The 20964-nt window shown below is 57.7% G+C and carries 24 protein-coding genes; 11 read left to right on the plus strand and 13 right to left on the minus strand.

From position 1 onward, the window contains the following. Positions 1–51: 51 nt before the first annotated feature. The 11 genes from ACR0EL_RS11960 to ACR0EL_RS12010 form a co-directional block, all read right to left on the minus strand. The gene (locus ACR0EL_RS11960) at positions 52–195 is read right to left on the minus strand and encodes a hypothetical protein (protein ID WP_353011959.1); all 144 of its coding nucleotides are present in this window, start codon (positions 193–195) and stop codon (positions 52–54) included. Between the two features lie 130 nt (positions 196–325). Continuing rightward, the gene (locus tag ACR0EL_RS11965) at positions 326–1105 is read right to left on the minus strand and encodes a succinate dehydrogenase iron-sulfur subunit (protein WP_480500101.1); all 780 of its coding nucleotides are present in this window, start codon (positions 1103–1105) and stop codon (positions 326–328) included. Between the two features lie 13 nt (positions 1106–1118). Next, positions 1119–1745, minus strand: a complete 627-nt coding sequence (locus ACR0EL_RS11970) for a sulfotransferase (RefSeq protein WP_480500102.1) — start codon at positions 1743–1745, stop codon at positions 1119–1121. Positions 1746–1844: 99 nt separating this feature from the next. Beyond that, the gene (gene sdhA / locus ACR0EL_RS11975; RefSeq protein WP_480500103.1) at positions 1845–3653 is read right to left on the minus strand and encodes a succinate dehydrogenase flavoprotein subunit; all 1809 of its coding nucleotides are present in this window, start codon (positions 3651–3653) and stop codon (positions 1845–1847) included. Positions 3654–3678: 25 nt separating this feature from the next. Further along, positions 3679–4050 (minus strand): succinate dehydrogenase, hydrophobic membrane anchor protein, encoded by a 372-nt coding sequence (locus ACR0EL_RS11980; RefSeq protein WP_480500104.1) that lies wholly within the window; start codon positions 4048–4050, stop codon positions 3679–3681. An 11-nt stretch (positions 4051–4061) separates the two neighbouring features. After that, positions 4062–4445 (minus strand): succinate dehydrogenase, cytochrome b556 subunit, encoded by a 384-nt coding sequence (gene sdhC / locus ACR0EL_RS11985; RefSeq protein WP_480500105.1) that lies wholly within the window; start codon positions 4443–4445, stop codon positions 4062–4064. Positions 4446–4658: 213 nt separating this feature from the next. After that, positions 4659–5321 (minus strand): DUF1194 domain-containing protein, encoded by a 663-nt coding sequence (locus ACR0EL_RS11990; RefSeq protein WP_480500107.1) that lies wholly within the window; start codon positions 5319–5321, stop codon positions 4659–4661. A 38-nt stretch (positions 5322–5359) separates the two neighbouring features. Next, on the minus strand, positions 5360–6388 hold the full coding sequence (locus tag ACR0EL_RS11995; RefSeq protein WP_480500108.1) for a MaoC family dehydratase: 1029 nt from the start codon (positions 6386–6388) through the stop codon (positions 5360–5362). Then, entirely contained in the window at positions 6388–6594 is a 207-nt protein-coding gene (locus ACR0EL_RS12000; protein WP_353011982.1) for a DUF1737 domain-containing protein, read from the minus strand. The genes ACR0EL_RS11995 and ACR0EL_RS12000 overlap by 1 nt, the downstream gene beginning before the upstream one ends. A gap of 12 nt (positions 6595–6606) precedes the next feature. After that, positions 6607–7161, minus strand: a complete 555-nt coding sequence (locus tag ACR0EL_RS12005) for an NnrU family protein (RefSeq protein WP_353011985.1) — start codon at positions 7159–7161, stop codon at positions 6607–6609. A gap of 6 nt (positions 7162–7167) precedes the next feature. Continuing rightward, positions 7168–8025, minus strand: coding sequence for an HpcH/HpaI aldolase/citrate lyase family protein (locus ACR0EL_RS12010; RefSeq protein WP_480500109.1), 858 nt, complete (start codon positions 8023–8025; stop codon positions 7168–7170). 179 nt (positions 8026–8204) lie between these two features. On the opposite strand from ACR0EL_RS12010, the gene ACR0EL_RS12015 reads away from it, so the two are divergent. After that, positions 8205–8510 (plus strand): hypothetical protein, encoded by a 306-nt coding sequence (locus ACR0EL_RS12015; protein ID WP_480500110.1) that lies wholly within the window; start codon positions 8205–8207, stop codon positions 8508–8510. Here the strand turns inward: ACR0EL_RS12015 and ACR0EL_RS12020 are convergent. Beyond that, positions 8507–9262, minus strand: coding sequence for a sulfite exporter TauE/SafE family protein (locus ACR0EL_RS12020; protein WP_480500111.1), 756 nt, complete (start codon positions 9260–9262; stop codon positions 8507–8509). The two genes, ACR0EL_RS12015 and ACR0EL_RS12020, sit on opposite strands and share 4 nt — an antisense overlap. A gap of 161 nt (positions 9263–9423) precedes the next feature. Here ACR0EL_RS12020 and mdh point away from each other — a divergent pair, with 161 nt between their 5' ends. From mdh to sucD, 4 genes are all read left to right on the plus strand, one after another. Beyond that, positions 9424–10386 (plus strand): malate dehydrogenase, encoded by a 963-nt coding sequence (mdh, locus tag ACR0EL_RS12025; protein WP_480500113.1) that lies wholly within the window; start codon positions 9424–9426, stop codon positions 10384–10386. 307 nt (positions 10387–10693) lie between these two features. Then, positions 10694–11887: an ADP-forming succinate--CoA ligase subunit beta gene (sucC, locus tag ACR0EL_RS12030; protein WP_480500114.1), complete on the plus strand. Its 1194-nt coding sequence runs from the start codon at positions 10694–10696 to the stop codon at positions 11885–11887. Positions 11888–11968: 81 nt separating this feature from the next. Then, a complete protein-coding gene (locus ACR0EL_RS12035; protein ID WP_480500115.1) occupies positions 11969–12370 on the plus strand; it encodes a hypothetical protein in 402 nt (133 codons plus the stop codon). A 13-nt stretch (positions 12371–12383) separates the two neighbouring features. Continuing rightward, entirely contained in the window at positions 12384–13265 is an 882-nt protein-coding gene (gene sucD, locus ACR0EL_RS12040; RefSeq protein WP_480500116.1) for a succinate--CoA ligase subunit alpha, read from the plus strand. Positions 13266–13394: 129 nt separating this feature from the next. Here the strand turns inward: sucD and ACR0EL_RS12045 are convergent, their stop codons facing one another. After that, positions 13395–13736: a hypothetical protein gene (locus ACR0EL_RS12045; RefSeq protein WP_480500117.1), complete on the minus strand. Its 342-nt coding sequence runs from the start codon at positions 13734–13736 to the stop codon at positions 13395–13397. On the opposite strand from ACR0EL_RS12045, the gene ACR0EL_RS12050 reads away from it, so the two are divergent. From ACR0EL_RS12050 to lpdA, 6 genes are all read left to right on the plus strand, one after another. Then, positions 13717–14259, plus strand: a complete 543-nt coding sequence (locus ACR0EL_RS12050; RefSeq protein ID WP_480500118.1) for a DUF805 domain-containing protein — start codon at positions 13717–13719, stop codon at positions 14257–14259. The genes ACR0EL_RS12045 and ACR0EL_RS12050 overlap by 20 nt on opposite strands. Continuing rightward, positions 14256–17213, plus strand: a complete 2958-nt coding sequence (locus ACR0EL_RS12055) for a 2-oxoglutarate dehydrogenase E1 component (RefSeq protein WP_480500119.1) — start codon at positions 14256–14258, stop codon at positions 17211–17213. Before ACR0EL_RS12050 ends, ACR0EL_RS12055 begins: the two co-directional genes overlap by 4 nt. A gap of 3 nt (positions 17214–17216) precedes the next feature. Continuing rightward, positions 17217–18722, plus strand: a complete 1506-nt coding sequence (gene odhB, locus ACR0EL_RS12060; RefSeq protein ID WP_480500121.1) for a 2-oxoglutarate dehydrogenase complex dihydrolipoyllysine-residue succinyltransferase — start codon at positions 17217–17219, stop codon at positions 18720–18722. Between the two features lie 2 nt (positions 18723–18724). Continuing rightward, positions 18725–18994: a hypothetical protein gene (locus tag ACR0EL_RS12065; RefSeq protein ID WP_170535808.1), complete on the plus strand. Its 270-nt coding sequence runs from the start codon at positions 18725–18727 to the stop codon at positions 18992–18994. A gap of 80 nt (positions 18995–19074) precedes the next feature. Continuing rightward, complete coding sequence (locus ACR0EL_RS12070) at positions 19075–19485, plus strand: MAPEG family protein (protein WP_480500122.1); 411 nt, start codon at positions 19075–19077, stop codon at positions 19483–19485. Positions 19486–19554: 69 nt separating this feature from the next. Next, positions 19555–20943, plus strand: coding sequence for a dihydrolipoyl dehydrogenase (gene lpdA, locus ACR0EL_RS12075; RefSeq protein WP_480500123.1), 1389 nt, complete (start codon positions 19555–19557; stop codon positions 20941–20943). Positions 20944–20964: the final 21 nt, after the last annotated feature.

The following is a 20964-nucleotide window of genomic DNA, read 5'->3' on the forward strand; positions in this document are numbered from 1 at the left end:
TAGAATGGGCATGTCTCTGTTTCGCCCATTCTATCCGTCGATGGCAAGCCTTCAGGCTGCGTTTGCGTACTCAAAAAGCTCGGGTTCACGCGACTGAACAGTCGACGGCTCTGGCGTGTAGTAAGCCCATGCCTGTTCTAGCATTTCCAACGCTTCCTTGGCGGTTGGTTTTGGGGTTTGTGGTGTTGTTTTCATCGGAGTGATCCTGACTTGATCCCATCACTCCTCCCTATGGCAAATCTAGGGTGTTTTGCGCCCGTCGACATCGGTTGATTTCGCAACAGGGACATGCGCTTGCCGCAACTCGGCAAGCGCGATTTTTCGGTCAAACCGAACGTTCAACCATCATCTTTTTGATCTGCGCAATCGCCGCCGCCGGGTTCAAGCCCTTGGGGCAGGTCTTAGCGCAGTTCATGATCGTGTGGCAGCGGTACAGCTTAAAGGGATCCTCCAGCTCATCCAGACGCTCACCCGTGGCTTCATCACGGCTGTCGATAATCCAGCGATAGGCGTGCAGCAAAGCTGCGGGGCCAAGATAGCGGTCGCCGTTCCACCAATAGCTCGGGCACGAGGTCGAGCAGCTGGCGCACATCACGCATTCATACAGGCCGTCCAGTTTCTTGCGGTCTTCGATGGACTGCTTCCACTCTTTCGCGGGACGGTTGGTTTTGGTTTCCAGCCACGGCATGATCGAGGCATGCTGCGCGTAGAAATGCGTCAGGTCGGGGATCAGGTCCTTGACCACCGGCATATGCGGCAGCGGATAGATTTTCACGTCGCCCTTGATCTCATCCATGCCGTAGATACAGGCCAGCGTGTTGATCCCGTCGATATTCATCGCGCAGGAGCCACAGATCCCTTCGCGGCACGACCGGCGGAAGGTCAGGGTCGGATCAATCTCGTTCTTGATCTTGATCAGCGCGTCCAGAACCATTGGCCCGCAGGTATCCATATCGACGAAATACGTGTCGACACGCGGGTTCTGGCCGTCATCGGGGTTCCAGCGGTAAATCTGGAACTTGCGCAGGTTTTTCGCGCCCTCCGGTTTGGGCCAGGTCTTACCGGTGGTGATCCGGGAATTCTTGGGCAGGGTCAGTTGAACCATGTCAATTCTCCATTCAGCCTGTCCGGGCGCGATCAGATGCGCCGCGATTATGATGCCCCCAATGGGCAATGTTCACGTCAAAATCCGGGGACAGCCAGTCGGCAATGGCCTTTGGTTCGTCCCGGTCAATGTCAAAGCGCAGAAACCTTGGGTTTCCGGCGAAATACTTCTGCACCTCAGCATGATGCACGTCACACATACGGCGCCAACCTTGCTTGACGTCGTCGGCGGTCTGGCCGTTGGCTTTGCAGCACCGTTCCAGATATCCGCCATTGCTGTGGCGCGCGCGTGAGGCGATCCAATCGTCCACATTGCGCGTGTTCAGCAGGAAATAGGCGTCTGGATATGCGGCGTGCAATTCGCGGAAAAACCGTGTGCCATCCAGCATGAAACGCGCGTTCACAAAGGAAATGTCGGTAAATGCCCGAACAGCACCAAACCCATCCAGTGGTTTGCGGCCCATGGCGATATTGGTCATCATGCGATGCGCCAGATTATCGCCCTGCTGATCCACCCAATGCACCGACGGAATACCACTGTCCTGAAACAGCCTGTGGAACGACGTCGTCGCGCAGCGGTTTAAACCGATCAGAATGATTTTCGGATCGGTTTGGGCAGAATGCAGCACCTCGACCGTCATGACCGCCTCCGGGCACCATGCGGAGTCAAACGGCGGAAGGTCAGGGCGTTGTCCTTGGGTATGTGGCGTTCGCACACCATTGCCTGGTCAATACGCTCCTTAGAAGGTCCGCGCCTTAGGCGCGATTTTCTTGAGGCTGATGCCGCCTTGATCCTCGTTTGTCAGCGGATCAACGATCACCGGACGATAGCTGAGGTCCACCTTGGTGCCGTCAACACGGCTAACGGTGTGAACGCGCCAGTTTTTGTCATCCCGCTCGCTGAAATCCTCATGGGCGTGCGCACCACGGGATTCCTTGCGCGCTTCAGCCCCGACAATAGTGGTCAGAGCATTTGGCATCAGGTTGGTCAGCTCCAGCGTCTCCATCAGATCACTGTTCCAAACAAGCGAGCGGTCGGTGACTTGCAGATCGTCCATCTTGGCGGCAATCGCGGTCATCTTTTCGACCCCTTCGGCCATGGTTTTGGCGGTCCGGAAAACGGCTGCGTCAGCCTGCATGGTTTTCTGCATCTCAAGTCGCAGATCAGCGGTTGGGATCGCGCCACGGGCGTTACGCACAGTATCAAAGCGATCAAAGGCTTTGTCGACCGATGCCTGGTTCAGAACCGGGTTCGGAGCCTCGGCATCCACAACCTTACCGGCGCGGATCGCAGACGCGCGTCCAAAGACCACAAGGTCGATCAGCGAGTTCGAGCCCAGACGATTGGCACCATGGACCGAGGCGCAACCAGCTTCACCAACGGCCATGAGGCCCGGCACTACGGCGGTCGGGTCATCGGCGGTCGGGTTCAGAACCTCACCCCAATAGTTGGTCGGGATACCACCCATGTTGTAGTGCACGGTCGGCAGGACAGGGATCGGTTCCTTGGTGACATCCACGCCTGCAAAAATCTTGGCGCTTTCCGAAATGCCCGGCAGACGCTCGGCCAAAGCTTCGGCAGGCAGGTGCGACAGGTTCAGGTGGATATGATCGCCTTCGCCGCCGACACCGCGGCCTTCGCGGATTTCCATCGTCATAGAACGCGAGACATAGTCGCGCGGCGCGAGGTCCTTGTACTGAGGCGCATAACGCTCCATGAACCGCTCGCCTTCCGAGTTGGTCAGATAGCCACCCTCGCCCCGTGCGCCTTCGGTAATCAAACAGCCCGAGCCGTAGATGCCGGTCGGGTGGAATTGCACGAATTCCATATCCTGCAAGGCCAGACCCGCGCGGGCGACCATACCGCCACCGTCGCCGGTGCAGGTATGGGCCGAGGTGGCGCTGAAATACGCCCGGCCATAGCCGCCGGTCGCCAGCACAACCATCTTGGCGTTGAAGACATGCATTGTGCCGTCGTCCAGCTTCCAGCAGACAACGCCCTGACACTGCCCATCCTCGGACATGATCAGGTCGATGGCGAAATATTCGATGTAGAACTCGGCGTTGTTCTTCAGCGACTGGCCGTACAGCGTGTGCAGGATCGCGTGGCCGGTCCTGTCGGCGGCGGCACAGGTGCGCTGCACGGCGGGGCCTTCGCCAAACTCGGTCGTGTGGCCACCGAACGGGCGCTGATAAATCTTGCCTTCCTCGGTCCGACTGAAGGGCACGCCGTAGTGCTCCAGCTCATAGACCGCCTTGGGCGCTTCACGCGCCAGGTACTCCATTGCGTCGGTGTCACCCAGCCAGTCCGAGCCCTTGACGGTGTCATACATGTGCCACTGCCAATGGTCCGGGCCCATGTTGGACAGCGACGCGGCGATCCCGCCTTGCGCTGCAACCGTGTGCGAGCGGGTCGGGAAAACCTTGGTTACACAGGCTGTACGCAGGCCTTGCTCTGCCATACCCAGCGTTGCGCGCAGACCGGCGCCGCCTGCCCCGACAACCACGACGTCATATTCGTGGGTTTCATATTCATATGCTGCTGTCATTATCTCTGATCCTTACCGCGCGTCGTCACAGGGCCAGCTTGACGAGGGCAAACAGCCCCGCAGCCATCAGCGTGTAGCCAAACGCCCACATCGCAACGAGTGTGATCTTTTCCGCGATCCCGTGCACGTAGTCCTCGATGGTTTCCTGCGCCTCATACATGAGTTGCAACAGACCAACGACCAGTGTCAGTGCAGTGATGATGGCCGGGAAGGGTCGGGCGAAATAGGCCAGAACCTCTTCGTAGGTTCCGCCGATGCCATAACCAAAAGTGAAGATGAACAGGGGCACCAGAATGGCCAGGATCATCGCCCGAACCATGGTGCGCCAATGGGTTTGCGTTCCGGATTTCCCAGCGCCCAGGCCTTGCGCGCGTTTGCGGTCGGTAAGGTATTGCATCGCCATCCTCCTTACACCAAAGCCATGGTTATGATGGTCAGAACGGTCGCCCCGACAAACATGCCAATGCCCATCTTTTCGGACACCGAAACATCCAGGCAATAGCCGAAATCCCAAACCACGTGGCGCAGACGGCCCAGCGTGTGATACCACAGCGCCCAAACGCCACCGGTCAGGATAAGCTGACCAAACCAGCTGCGCAGAAAGCCGTCGATGCCAGCAAATGCGGCCTCAGACGTGGCAGCAGCAAGCAACCACCAAACAACAAGTGCGGCGATTGCGAACACCGCAAGAGCGGACAGTCGAACCATGATCGACGATATCGAGGTCATCTGTGGACGATAAATCATTATGTGTGGCGAGAGCGGGCGGTTGCCCCGATTGACATCGGCCATGGCGGCTCCTCTTACTTTGGCTACTTGTCGTTTTACCGGTTTTTGGTGGTCTGTCACGTGCTGCACCCGCAAAAACAGGTAAAATTACCGCAAAATGGATGATTTCTTCAAAATGTGATCACGCAAATAAAAGCCGTGATCACAAATGACATTCAGCGCTGCCTATGTTAGCGATTTCAGTAGGAAAGCAATGTGATCACGAATCTGCCTTGCCTATTTCAAGTCGGCTGATTGCTGTGTTACCTCTCGCAGCAGCTTTTTTCGAATACGTTCAGGGTAATCAGCAAACCCGGCGGCAGACACAACAAAAGCACCCTCGCCCACGATGACATTCTCAAAGAAATAGGCCGTCAGATCCGGTTCAGATTCTTCGATGGCAATCGCATTCACGGTTACGCCACGGGCACGCAGCAGGCGATGGATCTGACTAGGCTCGACCCCTTCGTTCGAGACCCCATCGCCAGAAATATCTATCAACAAACGTTTGCAATCGTCCACAGCATCAAAGCTGGCCAGCGTCATTTCTAACGCTTCGCCTATAGCCGTTGAGAAGTTTCGCCAGATGCGTGGATCTTGCGCGACTTGGCTGGCAAACCCATCCAGTGCGTCGAAACTATCGATCCGAGTCCAGGGAATAGTTACCCGCTGACGCGATGCACCGGTCCATTGCACCAGCATCAACCGCGCCTGCCCGCGCACCAGTGCTTCGGACACAATCGGGTCGCGCAGCCCCGCCGCCAGCCCATCCATCTGGGTGCGATATTCGTCACTGTCGACCGACCCCGAAACATCGACAGCCAAAGCCAATGCCAAATCGCAAGACCAAGCGGGTGGTGCTAAACACAGGCAAGCGATCAAGGCGCGAAACAGGATCATAGCAGTACCCTAGCATGTATCGCAGGGTCTGCACGAAATCACATTGGCATGAGCGCCCAGTAGTCCAGATCCAACAGAACCTGCGACTGGTACTTGCCGTCTTCATTGCGCAACTCAAACGGCGCACCGCCTTTGGTGGCAACCAATCGCAAGCGGATAGCCCCGACGCCGGGAACGCTGGTTTCGGCTTTGTCCAAAACCTCTGACCAGGCCTTGATGGTATCACCCGCAAAACAAGGATTCGCGTGGGCGCCACCGTTCAGGCCAACGATCATCTGCGCATTTGCCAACCCGTTAAAGGACAAGGCTCGCGCCATCGAGATCACATGACCGCCATAGATCAATCGTCCCTCGGGTCGGAAGGTGAGGTCAAAATGCACTTTGGCCGTGTTCTGCCACAGACGAGTGGCCAGCATATGTTCAGCCTCTTCGATGGTCACTCCATCCACATGGTCGATTGTCTCACCGATTTCATAGTCACCCCAGCGATGGGGCTCGCCCGCCAAGGTGAAATCATAGTTCGAAAAATCCAGCCCCTCGGGGATCACCAAATCTTCCGGTGCCAAAACCTTTTTCAGGTCGGGTACAACGGTTTCCGGCGGCGGCGCATCCGGGTTCGACTTTCGAACCATAACCCAGCGCACATAGTCGATCACCACCTCGTCCAGCTGGTTCAGACCACGGGTACGCACCCAGACCACGCCCGTTTTGCCGTTCGAATTCTGCTTGACCCCGATCACCTCAGAGATCGAGCGCAAGGTGTCGCCGGGATAGACCGGCTTTATCCAGCGGCCCTCGGCATAGCCCAGATTGGCCACCGCGTTCAGCGAGACATCCGGTACGGTCTTGCCGAACACCACATGAAACGCCGCCAAATCATCAAACGGACTTTCCTGTAACCCACAAGACCGCGCAAACTCGTCCGAGGAATAAAGCGCGTGGCGCGCCGGATAGAGCGCGTGATACAGCGCCCGCTCCCCATCCGTCACGGTACGGGGCACCGCATGGGGCAGGACCTGCCCAACGGAATAGTCCTCGAAAAAGCGACCCGGATTGGTTTTTGCCATTATTGCTGTCCCAGTTTCATGTCAGGTGAATAATCGCCATCGACCTCTTTGGTCACGGCCTGCGCACAACGCATGACACCGTTTTCCGCGTCAAACGCGTAGGATGGGTCGCCATACAGGTCCCACCCTTTAGCCAGCGCATCTGATACTTTGTGGCAGAACGCGGAGGTGTCTTCCTCGGTCAGCAATCGATAGAGCTTTGCCATTACTGGTTCCCCCTATCCACCAAATGGGGATGGGCCGACCAACCCGTGGATATATCCGATGATGCCAAGCAAAACGATTGAGGCAACAAAGAACATCGCATCCTTGCCGTATGTACCGGGTTCACCCGGCGTCCAATCAGGTTCGGATTTGTTGATCACAATGACTTCAACGACGGCCCAGGCCAAAAGACCGCCGAACAAGACAATCGAGGCCAGATCGCCATTCACCAGCAGATGCGCAAACGCCCAAAGCTTGAACCCTCCCAGCATCGGATGGCGCATCTTGTTCAGCAGACGGCCTTTCTGGCCAGCCGGGCTCATCATAAAGATCGCGATCAGAACCAGCAGGTTGTTGACGTGGATCAGGAAGGTCGGTGGCGCCCAGACATAGATGAAATCGGTCATGCGGTAGCCGAAGATCATCAGCAGAATCGAGGCAACCAGCGCCAGCGCCACCACGCCTTTGCCTGCATCGCCCATTGCTGCCCGCTGTTCGGGCACCACGCGTTTGAAAAGATGCGCGGCCCACCATAGTGCCACGCCCAAAATCAGAAGAACAAAGCCCATGCTGGCTTACCCCGCTTGCAAAGCTGAAATCGCCTCTGCTTTTGCCAGAATTTCGCGGGCAGTTACAACATGCAGGTTCTCAACAATCCTGCCATCAACAACGGCGACGCCCTGCCCCTGCGCCTCGGTCTCTTCAAAGGCGGCGATCTGGCGGCGCGCCAGGTCAATCTCGGCCTCAGACGGGGCAAAGGCGGCGTTGGTCACTTCAACCTGCGCCGGATGGATCAGGGTCTTCCCGTCAAAGCCCATATCCCGGCCTTGCGTGCATTCGACGGCCAGACCTTCGGTATCTTTGAACGCGTTATAGACCCCGTCCACGATAATCAGGCCTTCGGCCTTTGCAGCCAGCAGACATAGGCCCAGCGAGGTCATCAACGGCAGACGATCAGGGCGGAAACGGGTCTGAAGCTCTTTGGCCAGATCGTTGGTACCCATCACAAACCCGGTCATCAGGGGATGGGCGGCAATCTCGGCTGCGTTTAGCATACCGCGTGGCGTTTCCATCATCGCCCAGATCGGCAGATCACCGGTGATGGCGCCCAGGGCATCCACATCCGCGGCGGAGTTCACTTTTGGTAGCAGCACCACATCCGCGTCCATATCGCTCAAGGCCTCAGCATCCGCACGGCCCCATTCGGTGTCCAACCCGTTGATCCGAACGATCTTGACCCGCGCGCCATAGCCACCGGCAGCCAACGCCGCCTTCAGCGTTTCGCGTGCGTTGGGTTTTTCGTCAGCGGCTACCGCGTCTTCAAGATCGAAGATAATCGCATCCACGGGCAGAGTGCGTGCCTTGTCCAGCGCCCGCTCTCTCGAGGCTGGAATATACAAAACCGAACGATACGGGCGTTGACGCGGGTCCATTGACCTCTCCCTGAGCAATAATGTTGCGCGGAATGGGGCATTTTTTAAGAGAAACTTCAAGGTCAAATTTGCCGCATCGCAGCATAAGCGCCTATTCGTGACGCAACGCACTTTGGTTTAACCAAATCTCCCGCCCTTGTTCGCAAGCTGGTCCTCAGATCAGACAGAAGGGGCCAGAGATGAAGAAATCATTTTTGAACATGACGATCGGGCTGGGGATTATGGTGCTGACCGCACAGCACGTGAACGCGCAGAGCCGCAACTGCGCCCCGCGCGCAGACATAATCAAACGCCTGTCGGAAGGGTATGGCGAAACACGTAAAGGGATCGGGATTGCTGGCCAGGGCGCGGTGATGGAATTGTTCGCCTCTGATGAAACAGGTAGCTGGACCATTACCGTCACGCTGCCGGATGGCGCAACCTGCCTTGTCGCCTCGGGACAGTCCTATGAGACTTTGGCCGAAGCCTTGCCGCCAAATGCCTAAGCCAAAGCATCCCAGATGAGTTTGCAGCCGGTCAGCGTCAGCAGAACATAGGTAATCCTGAAAAACACCTGTTCGGACAGCATGAAATGCGCCCGAACCCCAAGCCATGCACCTAAAAGTGCGAAAGGCGACAGCAGAAGGTTCGCCCAAGCGGTGTGCCATGTGAAAAGGCCCAGATAGGCGTAAGGTACAAACTTCACGATGTTGACGACCCAAAAGACCAGTACGGTCGAGGCCTGAAACTGGGTCTTTGTTAGGCGCTGTGATAACAGATAAACGGCGGCGGGCGGGCCGCCAGCGTGGCTGACAAAGCTTGTGAAGCCCGCCACCAATCCGGCGAACAAACCTGCCGATGGCGGCAACTGCCTCGTGAAACCGCCAATCCAGCCCTTTGCACGCGCCACATGCCAGATCACAAACCCGATCGAAATCGCACCTATCAAAAGGCGTAAGACATCGTCATTGGTCGCGCGATACAGAACCGTTCCCAATATCACGCCGGGTATTGCCCCCAGTATTAGCAGGCGTGCACTTGGCCAATCCCAGCGCTTCCAGTAGGGTTTCAACGTCGCCAGGTCGATGATCATCAGGATCGGCAGCATCAGCGCCAGCGCCTGACCCGGGCTCAGGATGATGGCTAGAATCGATGAAGACGCGAAGGCCACGCCCGACCCGAACCCGCCCTTGGAAATACCCGCGAAGATGACCGCAGGGATCGCCACGGCAAAAAACATCAAATTCAATTCGAACATGTGGCAGCCTGCGAATTGGCTTGTCTCACTAGCCGTTTAGCGCAACCACCAAGGGCAAGGCAAACGGTATGCGGTTGCATGCCGCGCCGCACAGGCCTTGCGTTGCGGCGTTTAAAGGACTAGCACAACCGCGATTTCAAAACCGACCGGAGATATTCCAAATGGCCAGACCCAAGATTGCGCTGATCGGCGCGGGGAACATCGGCGGCACGCTTGCGCATCTTGCAGCTGTCAAAGAACTGGGTGACGTAGTCCTGTTTGACATCGCTGACGGGCTGCCCCAAGGCAAAGCGCTCGACATCGCCGAATCCGGCCCGTCCGAAGGGTTTGACGCGTCGATGTCCGGCAGCAGCGACTATGCCGATATCGCAGGCGCGGACGTCTGCATCGTCACCGCTGGTGTCGCCCGCAAGCCGGGCATGAGCCGCGATGACCTTCTGGGCATCAACCTCAAAGTGATGAAGTCGGTCGGTGAAGGTATCGCCAATCATGCACCCGACGCGTTCGTGATCTGCATCACCAACCCGCTGGACGCGATGGTCTGGGCCCTACGCGAATTCTCGGGCCTGCCGCACAACAAAGTCTGCGGCATGGCGGGCGTGCTGGATTCGGCGCGTTTCGCGCATTTCCTGTCGGAAGAATTCAACGTCTCAATGCGCGACGTCACCGCCTTCGTTCTGGGCGGCCATGGCGACACCATGGTACCTTCGGTACGGTATTCGACCGTTGCCGGTATCCCGCTGCCTGATCTGGTTCAGATGGGTTGGACAACACAAGAGAAGCTGGACGCTATTGTTCAGCGTACCCGTGACGGTGGCGCTGAAATCGTTGGTTTGCTGAAAACCGGTTCGGCATATTACGCACCGGCTACTTCGGCAATCGAAATGGCCGAAGCCTACCTGAAAGACCAGAAGCGCGTTCTGCCTTGTGCCGCCTACTGCAATGGTGAGCTGGGTGTTGACGGGCTTTATGTCGGCGTTCCAACCGTGATCGGTGCCGGTGGTGTTGAGCGTATCGTCGACATCAAGCTCAACGAAGACGAGCAGGCTGGTTTCGACAATTCGGTCAACGCCGTGAAGGGCCTGATCGATGCATGCAAAGGCATCGACAGTTCGCTGGCATAGGCTTACTGAAAGCTTCCAAGAACCGGCCCCCGTGCGGGCCGGTTTTTTTGTGCCAGGCCCGTCCGCCATGTTGCAGATGTTTGCGCAACCGTCGCAAACCCCCTTTTTTGAATATGTTTTCCGCATGTGCATTGTGGGATTCGAATCAAAACCAAGGGCCTGTCAATTTGTGATCACACGCCAAAAAAGCGTGATCACAAATAGTGAAAATCTTCGTGAAAAACCTCTTTGCTGTCAAAAAACCCTTTAAACTTGCCGGCTAGACACCCCTATAACGGTTTAATCGTAGTCAGACGGGACAGTTTCGATGAATATTCACGAATACCAAGCCAAAGCGCTTCTTCGCAGCTATGGCGCTCCGGTCTCCGACGGTCGCGCGGTTTTGCGCGCCGAGGAAGCCAAAACCGCAGCCGGTGAACTGGATGGCCCCCTTTGGGTTGTCAAAGCACAGATCCACGCAGGTGGACGCGGCAAAGGCAGCTTCAAAGAAGCGGATGCCGGTGAAAAAGGCGGCGTCCGTCTGACCAAATCGGTCGAAGAAGCCGCCGAAGAGGCCAAGAAGATGCTGGGTCGCACGCTGGTGACGCACCAAACCGGCCCCGCAGGCAAGCAGGTCAACCGCATCTATATTGAGGCCGGCTCAGGCATCGAACGCGAATTGTACCTGGCCCTGCTGGTGGATCGTCAGACCAGCCGCATTTCGTTTGTCTGCTCGACCGAAGGCGGCATGGATATCGAGGAAGTGGCCGCCGCCACCCCTGAGAAAATCCTGTCCTTCTCGGTCGACCCGGCCACTGGCTATCAGGCCTATCATGGCCGCCGAATTGCTTTCTCGCTGGGTCTGGAAGGCGCGCAGGTCAAGCAATGCGTCAAACTGATGAACCAGCTTTATAACGCCTTCGTCGAGAAGGATATGGAGATGCTGGAGATCAACCCCTTGATCGTGTCGGACAGCGGCGACCTGAAAGTGCTGGACGCCAAAGTCGGTTTCGACGGTAACGCGGTCTACCGCCACCCGGATATCGCCGAGCTGCGCGATACGACCGAGGAAGACCCCAAGGAACTGGAAGCCAGCAAATACGACCTGAACTACATCGCGCTGGATGGTGAGATCGGATGCATGGTCAACGGTGCCGGTCTGGCGATGGCGACGATGGATATCATCAAGCTCTATGGAGCTGAGCCTGCCAACTTCCTTGACGTGGGAGGCGGTGCGACCAAAGAGAAAGTGACCGAAGCGTTCAAGATCATCACCTCGGACCCGAACGTCAAAGGCATTCTGGTCAACATCTTCGGCGGCATCATGCGCTGTGACGTCATCGCCGAGGGCGTTGTCGCCGCGGTGAAAGAGGTCGGCCTGCAGGTTCCGCTGGTCGTGCGTCTGGAAGGCACGAATGTCGAGAAGGGCAAAGAGATCATCAACACCTCTGGCCTGGACGTGATCGCGGCGGACAACCTGAAAGACGGTGCCGAGAAGATCGTGAAGGCGGTTAAGGGGTGAACGCCGATCCGGGGCATTAGTCCCGGCAAACGCTCCGGTGGAGCGTTTGAGGCGCGAACGGGCGGAGCCCCGGAGAACTTGATGCAATATGTAGAAGCCTTCAATTCACTCGGTTACGACGTGCCCAATCCTCGCCAGGATTGGAGCGCCGCGAAAGATGATGGAGTCTGCATCACGCTCTGGAAATCCGAAGTTCAATGGGCCCCTGCACCTCCGCGCCTTGATCTTTGGACACGGGCGACACCCGGCACGACCGATTGGGAAAACCTACCCGGACACAAAAAGCGTGCGAACCACCTTGAGCGTGCGGTTTCGGAGTTCGATGGTTGGGTCGATGTGATCGTAGTCAATGGTGTTCCCGGACAAGGATATGGCGCTGCTGATCCTTGGTTGCCCGCGCAGCGCGCAAACCATGGCTGGCGCATTCAAAAATTCGATAAGGCGACGGGCTTCTTTTCCGTCGCCGCAGAGAAACTGAAATAGGAGACTCCAAAAAATGGCAGTCCTCATCGACGAAAATACCAAAGTGATCTGTCAGGGCTTTACCGGCTCGCAGGGCACATTCCACAGCGAACAGGCCATCGCTTATGGCACCAAGATGGTCGGCGGTGTAACGCCCGGCAAAGGCGGGATGGAGCATCTGGGCCTGCCCGTGTTCAACTCGGTCCACGAGGCCAAGCACGTAACCGAAGCCAACGCCTCGGTGATTTATGTGCCGCCGCCTTTCGCGGCTGACTCGATCCTTGAAGCGATTGATGCCGAGATGGAAGTGATCGTCTGCATCACCGAAGGCATCCCGGTTCTGGACATGATGAAGGTGAAGCGCGCGCTGGAAGGCAGCAAGTCGCGCCTGATCGGCCCGAACTGCCCCGGTGTCATCACGCCCGACGCCTGCAAGATCGGCATCATGCCCGGCCACATCCACAAGCGCGGTTCGGTCGGCGTAGTATCCCGCTCGGGAACGCTGACCTATGAGGCCGTCAAGCAGACCACCGATGTGGGCCTCGGCCAGTCCACCTGTGTGGGCATCGGCGGCGACCCGATCAAAGGCACCGAGCATATCGACGTACTGGAATGGTTCCTGGCTGACGACGAAACCAAGTCGATCATCATGATTGGCGAAATCGGTGGCTCGGCCGAAGAAGAAGCCGCGCAATTCCTGGCGGATGAGGCCAAGAAAGGCCGCAAAAAACCCACGGCGGGTTTCATCGCAGGCCGCACAGCCCCTCCGGGCCGCCGCATGGGCCACGCGGGCGCGATTGTCGCTGGAGGCAAAGGCGGTGCCGAGGACAAGATCGAAGCCATGCGCTCGGCCGGTATCGTCGTGGCCGAAAGCCCGGCACAGCTGGGTGAGGCTGTGCTGGAAGCGATTGGGTAAGTGACCAAAGACCGGGCATATGCTTGTAGGGCAGCGCCCGGCCCGAGGGTGGGCGAGAAGCGCCCGCCCTTCTCGTATTTGATATATCTATATACTCTGCTCTTGGCGATACTATTTGCATTCTCTGCATCAGGGCCCGCCGAAGCAAAAGAGTGTAGTGTTCTTATCGGCTGGACCAACGGAGGGCAATTCCTCCGGGATGAGACCTGCGAAACGCACCACATCGCCAAAGAAAAAGGGTTTTCCGAGCTTAATTTGTCCGCAAGCAAAAAGTACCATTTTCGGTTTCGAGCAAATAAAGGCTCCACCAAAGATATGATCATAAAACGGGTTGGTTATGTTTGCGGGTTGGTTGGCAGCGACCGAGCTGTTTTCAACGCCAATCGAGGCAAGCAGAACGGTATTGTCGTTTCTTTTTCGTGTGGTGGAATACTTGGGTGAGTGACTAGATATGACCTTCTCCGACGCCATCCGCACCTGCTTCTCGAAATTCTTCACCTTTTCAGGTCGCGCCTCGCGGCCCGAATACTGGTTCTTTTTCCTGTTCATCGTGATCTGGAGCGTCATTGCCGGGATCATCGATGCGCAGTTCTTCACCCAAGTTGCGGTGACCGAAACCGAAACATCCAAATCCGTCGCAGCTACGTCCTCCCAACCGGTGCAAAGCATCGTCAGCCTGATCGTCTTCTTCCCCCATCTCGCCGTCGCTTGGCGGCGGATGCATGATACCGGGCGCAGTGGCCTCTACGCTTTGCTGCCAATCCTGCTGATCCTCGGGGCCTTTGCGACCCTGTTCTTCGGCATCGGGCTCGCCTCCAGTTTCCAGCATGGCGGCAATCTGGACATCCTGTTCACCCGCGCCACGCTGCTGATTGTCATTCCGACACTGCTGATCCTGTTTGTGTCGCCCCTCCTGGTGCTGTGGTGGCTGTCCCGCCCCAGCCAACCAGGCACCAACCAATACGGTCCCAACCCATATGAGGTAGCCCAATGACCGAACATACGCCCAACACTGCCTTTCATGCCTCTAGCTTCATGCAGGGGCATAATGCCGAGTATCTGGAGCAGCTTTATGCCCAGTACACAAAAGACCCCAACGCGATAGATGCGGCATGGGTCGAGTTCTTTCGGCAGATGGGTGACGCCACACCGGATGTTCAGAAAGAGGCCGAAGGACCATCCTGGGCACGCACCGACTGGCCGCCTATGCCGACAGATGATCTGACGGGCGCGTTGACAGGTGAGTGGGCCGAGATTGATGCCAAGGCCGCCGGCAAGAAGATTCAGGAAAAGGCAGCCGACACCGGTGTTCAGGTCAGCGAAGACCAGATCAAGCGCGCCGTGTTGGACAGCCTGCGCGCCCTCATGCTGATCCGGGCCTATCGGATCCGGGGCCATTTGGCGGCTGATCTCGACCCGCTGGGCATGCGGGCGGCCAGCACCCATCCGGAGCTGGACCCGAAAACATATGGCTTCACCGATGCCGACATGGATCGCCCGATCTTTATCGACAATGTTCTGGGCCTGCAGATGGCCAGCATGCGCCAGATCGTCGAGATCGTGAAACGCACCTATTGCGGCACTTTCGCGCTGCAATACATGCATATCTCGAACCCGGAAGAAGCCGCCTGGCTGAAAGAACGCATCGAAGGCTATGGCAAGGAAATCCAGTTTACCAAGGAAGGCCGCAAGGCGATCCTGAACAAGATGGTCGAGGCCGAAGGGTTCGAGAAATTCCTGCATGTCAAATACATGGGCACCAAGCGCTTTGGTCTGGACGGGGGCGAAAGCCTGATCCCCGCGATGGAGCAGATCATCAAGCGCGGCGGAGCCTTGGGTGTTCAGGACATCGTCATCGGCATGCCGCACCGTGGGCGTCTGAACATTCTCGCCAATGTGATGGGCAAACCCTACCGCGCGATTTTCAACGAGTTTCAGGGCGGCAGCTTCAAGCCCGAAGACGTGGATGGCTCGGGCGATGTGAAGTACCACCTCGGCGCCTCCAGCGACCGTGAGTTTGACGGCAACAGCGTGCACCTGTCGCTGACTGCCAACCCCAGCCACCTTGAGGCCGTGAACCCGGTTGTTCTGGGCAAGGTCCGCGCCAAGCAGGATCAACTGAACGATACCGACCGGACCAAGGTGATGGGCATTCTGCTGCACGGCGATGCGGCCTTTGCTGGTCAGGGTGTGGTCGCCGAAGGGTTCGGCCTGTCCGGTTTGCGCGGGCACAAGACCGGCGGCACCATGCATATCGTGGTGAACAACCAGATCGGTTTCACCACCGCACCGCACTTCTCGCGCTCCAGCCCCTATCCCACAGATATCGCGCTGATGGTCGAAGCTCCGATCTTCCACGTGAACGGCGACGATCCCGAAGCGGTTGTACACGCTGCCAAAGTGGCAACCGAATTCCGCCAGAAGTTCCACAAAGACGTGGTGATCGACATCTTCTGCTATCGACGGTTTGGTCACAACGAGGGCGATGAGCCCATGTTCACCAACCCGATCATGTACAAGAAGATTAAGACGCATAAGACGACGCTATCGCTGTACACGGAACGTCTGGTCAAGGACGGGCTGATCCCCGAAGGCGAGATCGAGGATATGAAAACCGCCTTTCAGGCCCGCCTCAACGACGAGTTCGAAGCCGGAAAGGACTATAAACCCAACAAGGCCGATTGGCTGGACGGGCGGTGGTCGCATCTGGACAAAAACAAAGACGAATACATGCGCGGTGAAACCGCCATTTCGCCGGATACTTTGGCCGAGATCGGTGCTGCACTCTCGCGCACACCGGATGGGTTTGCGATGCACAAAACCGTTGGCCGTCTGCTCGAACACAAGAAACAAATGTTTGAGACCGGCAAAGGTTTCGACTGGGCGACTGGAGAAGCTCTGGCCTTTGGCTCATTGCTGACCGAAGGCTATCCCGTGCGTCTGTCGGGTCAGGATGCCACGCGCGGGACCTTCAGTCAGCGCCATTCTGGATTCATCAATCAGGAGAATGAAGAGCGTTACTATCCGCTCAACAACATTCGCGCGGGTCAGTCGCAGTACGAAGTGATCGATTCGATGTTGTCGGAATACGCGGTTCTGGGTTTTGAATATGGCTATTCACTGGCCGAACCCAACGCGTTGACCCTCTGGGAGGCGCAGTTCGGCGATTTCGCCAATGGTGCGCAGATCATGTTCGACCAGTTCATCAGCTCGGGCGAGAGCAAATGGTTGCGCATGTCTGGTTTAGTTTGTTTGCTTCCGCACGGCTTTGAAGGTCAGGGCCCGGAACACAGCTCGGCGCGACTGGAACGGTTCCTGCAGATGTGCGGCCAGGACAACTGGATCGTGGCAAATTGCACGACGCCTGCGAACTATTTCCACATCCTGCGTCGGCAGCTACACCGGACCTTCCGTAAGCCGCTGATCCTGGTGACACCCAAGTCGCTGCTGCGCCACAAGCTGGCTGTCAGCACGGCTGAGGAATTCACCACCGGCTCCAGCTTCCATCGCGTCTTGTGGGACGATGCGCAGCATGGCAATTCGGATACGAAGTTGGTCAAGGACGACAAGATCAAGCGGGTCGTGATGTGTTCCGGCAAGGTTTATTATGACCTGCTGGAAGAACGTGACGCACGTGGCATCGACGATGTCTACCTGATGCGAATTGAACAATTCTATCCGTTCCCTGCGCATTCTCTGATCAATGAGCTTGAGCGTTTCAAAGGCGCTGAAATGATCTGGTGTCAGGAAGAACCCAAAAATCAGGGTGCCTGGACCTTTATCGAGCCCAACATCGAATGGGTCCTGTCCCGCATCAAAGCAAAACACACACGGCCACTCTATGTCGGCCGCGCCACATCGGCTTCGCCTGCGACGGGTCTGGCCAGCCAACACAAAACCCAACAACAAGCGCTGGTGAACGAAGCGCTGAGCATTGAAGGAAAGTAAACGATGACGATTGAAGTTCGTGTTCCCACGCTTGGCGAGTCAGTAACCGAAGCCACAGTTGCGACATGGTTTAAGAAACCGGGCGATGCGGTCGCAGTGGATGAAATGCTGTGTGAGCTTGAAACAGACAAGGTCACCGTCGAAGTCCCCGCCCCCGCCGCCGGTGTGATGGGTGAGATCGTTGCTGCCGAAGGCCAGACGGTTGGCGTCGATGCGTTGCTGGCCACCATCGCAGACGGTGACAGCACTGCGGCTGCCCCCGCGGCCGCAGCGCCTGCCCCTGCAGCATCGCCCGCGGCTTCGGCGGGCAGTGTCGACGTGATGGTGCCAACACTGGGCGAGTCCGTGACCGAGGCAACCGTGTCGACCTGGTTCAAACAGGTTGGCGACAGCGTCGCGCAGGACGAAATGCTATGCGAGTTGGAAACCGATAAAGTCTCGGTCGAGGTGCCTGCCCCCGCAGCGGGCGTTCTGGCAGAGATTGTGGCCCCCGAAGGTACAACTGTAGATGCCTCGGCGAAACTGGCGGTGATATCGGGTGCAGCGGCTGGTGCGGCTCCGGCGGTTGCCGCAGCAGCGACCGCCCCTGCAGCAGCCAGCACCGGCAAAGACGTGGCGAATGCCCCCTCTGCTGAAAAAGCCATGGCCGAGGCTGGCCTGTCCGCTGATCAGGTCACTGGGACCGGTCGTGATGGCCGGATTATGAAAGACGATGTGGCGCGTGCTGTTGCAACCGCTGCTACCCCGGCCCCCGCACCTGCGGCAGCGCCTGCTCCGGCCCCACGTGCGCCGGTTGCGGCCAGCGACGCTGCGCGCGAGGAACGGGTCAAAATGACCCGCTTGCGTCAGACCATCGCAAAGCGCCTGAAAGACAGCCAGAACACCGCAGCGATGCTGACCACCTATAACGAGGTCGACATGACCGAGGTGATGGCCCTGCGTAGCCAGTACAAGGACCAGTTCGAGAAGAAGCACGGTGTGCGTTTGGGCTTTATGTCCTTCTTCACCAAGGCCTGCTGCCACGCGCTGAAAGAAGTGCCCGAAGTGAATGCCGAGATCGACGGTACCGACATCGTCTACAAGAACTTCGTCCATATGGGTGTAGCCGCCGGTACACCGACAGGACTGGTGGTTCCAGTCATCCGCGATGCCGACAGCATGTCCTTTGCCGCGATCGAAAAAGCGATTGCCGAAAAAGGCAAACGCGCCCGTGACGGCAAGCTGAGCATGGAAGAGATGCAAGGTGGCACCTTCACCATCTCGAACGGCGGTGTCTACGGCTCACTGATGTCCTCGCCGATCCTGAACCCGCCGCAATCGGGCATCCTTGGCATGCACAAGATTCAGGACCGTCCGATGGCGATCAACGGTCAGGTGGTGATCCGCCCGATGATGTATCTGGCGCTGTCCTATGACCATCGGATCGTCGACGGCAAAGGCGCGGTAACCTTCTTGGTCCGCGTCAAAGAGGCTCTGGAAGACCCGCGCCGCCTGCTGATGGACCTGTAGCTATGGCAACGCATATTCTCTGGCAGGCCGATGTCGCAGATTTCGATGTCTGGCTTAAGGTGTTCCGCGAGGATCAAAAGATGAGAGAGGCCGCGGGTATCCGCGACCTCCACATCTGGCGTGACCCCAATCTGAAAGATCACGCAGTGGCCTTGTTTGAAGTCACTGATCTGGAGCGTGCGCAGAATTTCATCGAGTCCGAAGAACTGGCCATGCATCACGAACGCGGCGGCGTGGCCCATATTCAGGTTAAGATACTGACACCCGTTTGAATGCGACTGCCGCTGGACATAGACCCCAAGTATGGCCCGGGCGCGACGACGTCGGGCCACACAACAAAAGTTTCTCAAGCGTGACCCCTGAACTCACAGCCCTGACATTGGCCGCACTTTTGCAGGTTGTTCAGTATGTGGTGATGGCAGTCCCCGCGAATCTGGAACTCGGACCCGGCAAGACTACGTCTGCCCGCGACCGAAGCCGCTTGGGCGGCGGGTTGGAAGATCAGCTTTCCAAAACAACTGCGCGTCTGTACCGCGCGTTGAACAATCACTTCGAAGGGCTGATCCTGTTTGCTATCGCCTGTGTCGTCGCCACACTCAGCGGGTCATCCGGTGGCTTCACGACCACCTGCGCGTACATCTATCTGGCTGCGCGCGTCCTGTATGTGCCAGCATATTACTATGGCCTCAGACCCTGGCGCACACTGATCTGGTTGGTCGGATTTCTGGCCACAACCCTCATGCTTTTGGCGGTGTTATTGTGACCCCGCTGTTGTACAAATTGTTCATAGGCCCAAACCCTGTGACAGCCCGACTTCTCAAGGAGACCCCTCATGGCAAACTATGACGTCATCGTAATCGGAGCAGGCCCCGGCGGCTATGTCTGCGCCATCCGCTGCGCCCAGTTGGGCCTGAAAACCGCCGTGGTCGAAGGACGTGAGACGCTGGGCGGCACCTGCCTGAACGTAGGCTGCATCCCATCCAAGGCGCTATTGCATGCCAGTCATCAATTGCACGAGGCCGAACATAACTTCGCCAAAATGGGTCTGAAGGGCAAAAGCCCTTCGGTCGATTGGAAGCAGATGCAGGCCTACAAAGAAGAGACAATTGAAGGCAATACCAAGGGCATCGAGTTCCTGTTTAAGAAGAACAAGATCGACTGGCTGAAAGGCTGGGGCTCGATCCCGGCTGCAGGCCAGGTCAAGGTGGGTGACGAATTGCACGAAGCCAAGAATATCATTATCGCTTCGGGCTCGGAACCGGCTTCACTGCCTGGCGTCGAAGTGGATGAAAAGGTTGTTGTGACCTCGACCGGTGCGCTGTCGTTGGGCAAAATCCCCAAGAAAATGGTCGTGATCGGGGCGGGCGTAATCGGCCTGGAACTGGGCTCGGTCTATCAGCGCTTGGGGGCTGAGGTCACGGTGATCGAATTCCTCGATGTAATCACTCCGGGCATGGACCCTGAGGTGCAGAAAACATTCCAACGTATCCTGAAGAAGCAGGGTCTGAAATTCGTGATGGGGGCCGCAGTTCAGAAAACCGAAGCCACTAAGACAAAAGCCAAAGTCACGTACAAACTGCGTAAGGATGACAGCGAACATGTGATCGACGCAGACGCCGTACTGGTTGCCACCGGTCGCAAGCCGTTCTCAGACGGTCTGGGGCTGGATGCTCTGGGCGTCGAAATGACACCGCGTGGTCAGATAAAGGTCGGTGCCGACTGGCAGACCAATGTACCCGGTATTTATGCCATCGGCGACGTGACCGAAGGCCCAATGCTCGCGCATAAGGCCGAGGATGAGGGCATGGCCGCAGCCGAACAGGTCGCGGGCAAGCATGGTCATGTCAACTATGGCGTCATTCCGGGTGTGATCTACACCTGGCCCGAAGTTGCCAATGTTGGCGAGACCGAAGAGACGCTGAAAGAACAGGGCCGTGCCTACAAGGTTGGCAAGTTCATGTTCATGGGCAACGGTCGCGCCAAGGCGAACTTTGCCGCCGATGGGTTCGTCAAGATTCTGGCCGACAAGGACACCGACCGTATCCTGGGTGCACATATTATCGGCCCGGCGGCCGGTGATCTGATCCATGAGGTCTGCGTGGCGATGGAGTTTGGTGCCTCCGCAGAGGACCTCGCCCTGACCTGCCACGCCCACCCGACCTATTCCGAAGCCGTGCGCGAGGCGGCACTGGCCTGCGGTGACGGACCAATCCACAGCTAACGCTCATGACCCCGGCCGCGA

This window comes from Ruegeria sp. AH12, from assembly GCF_056541465.1.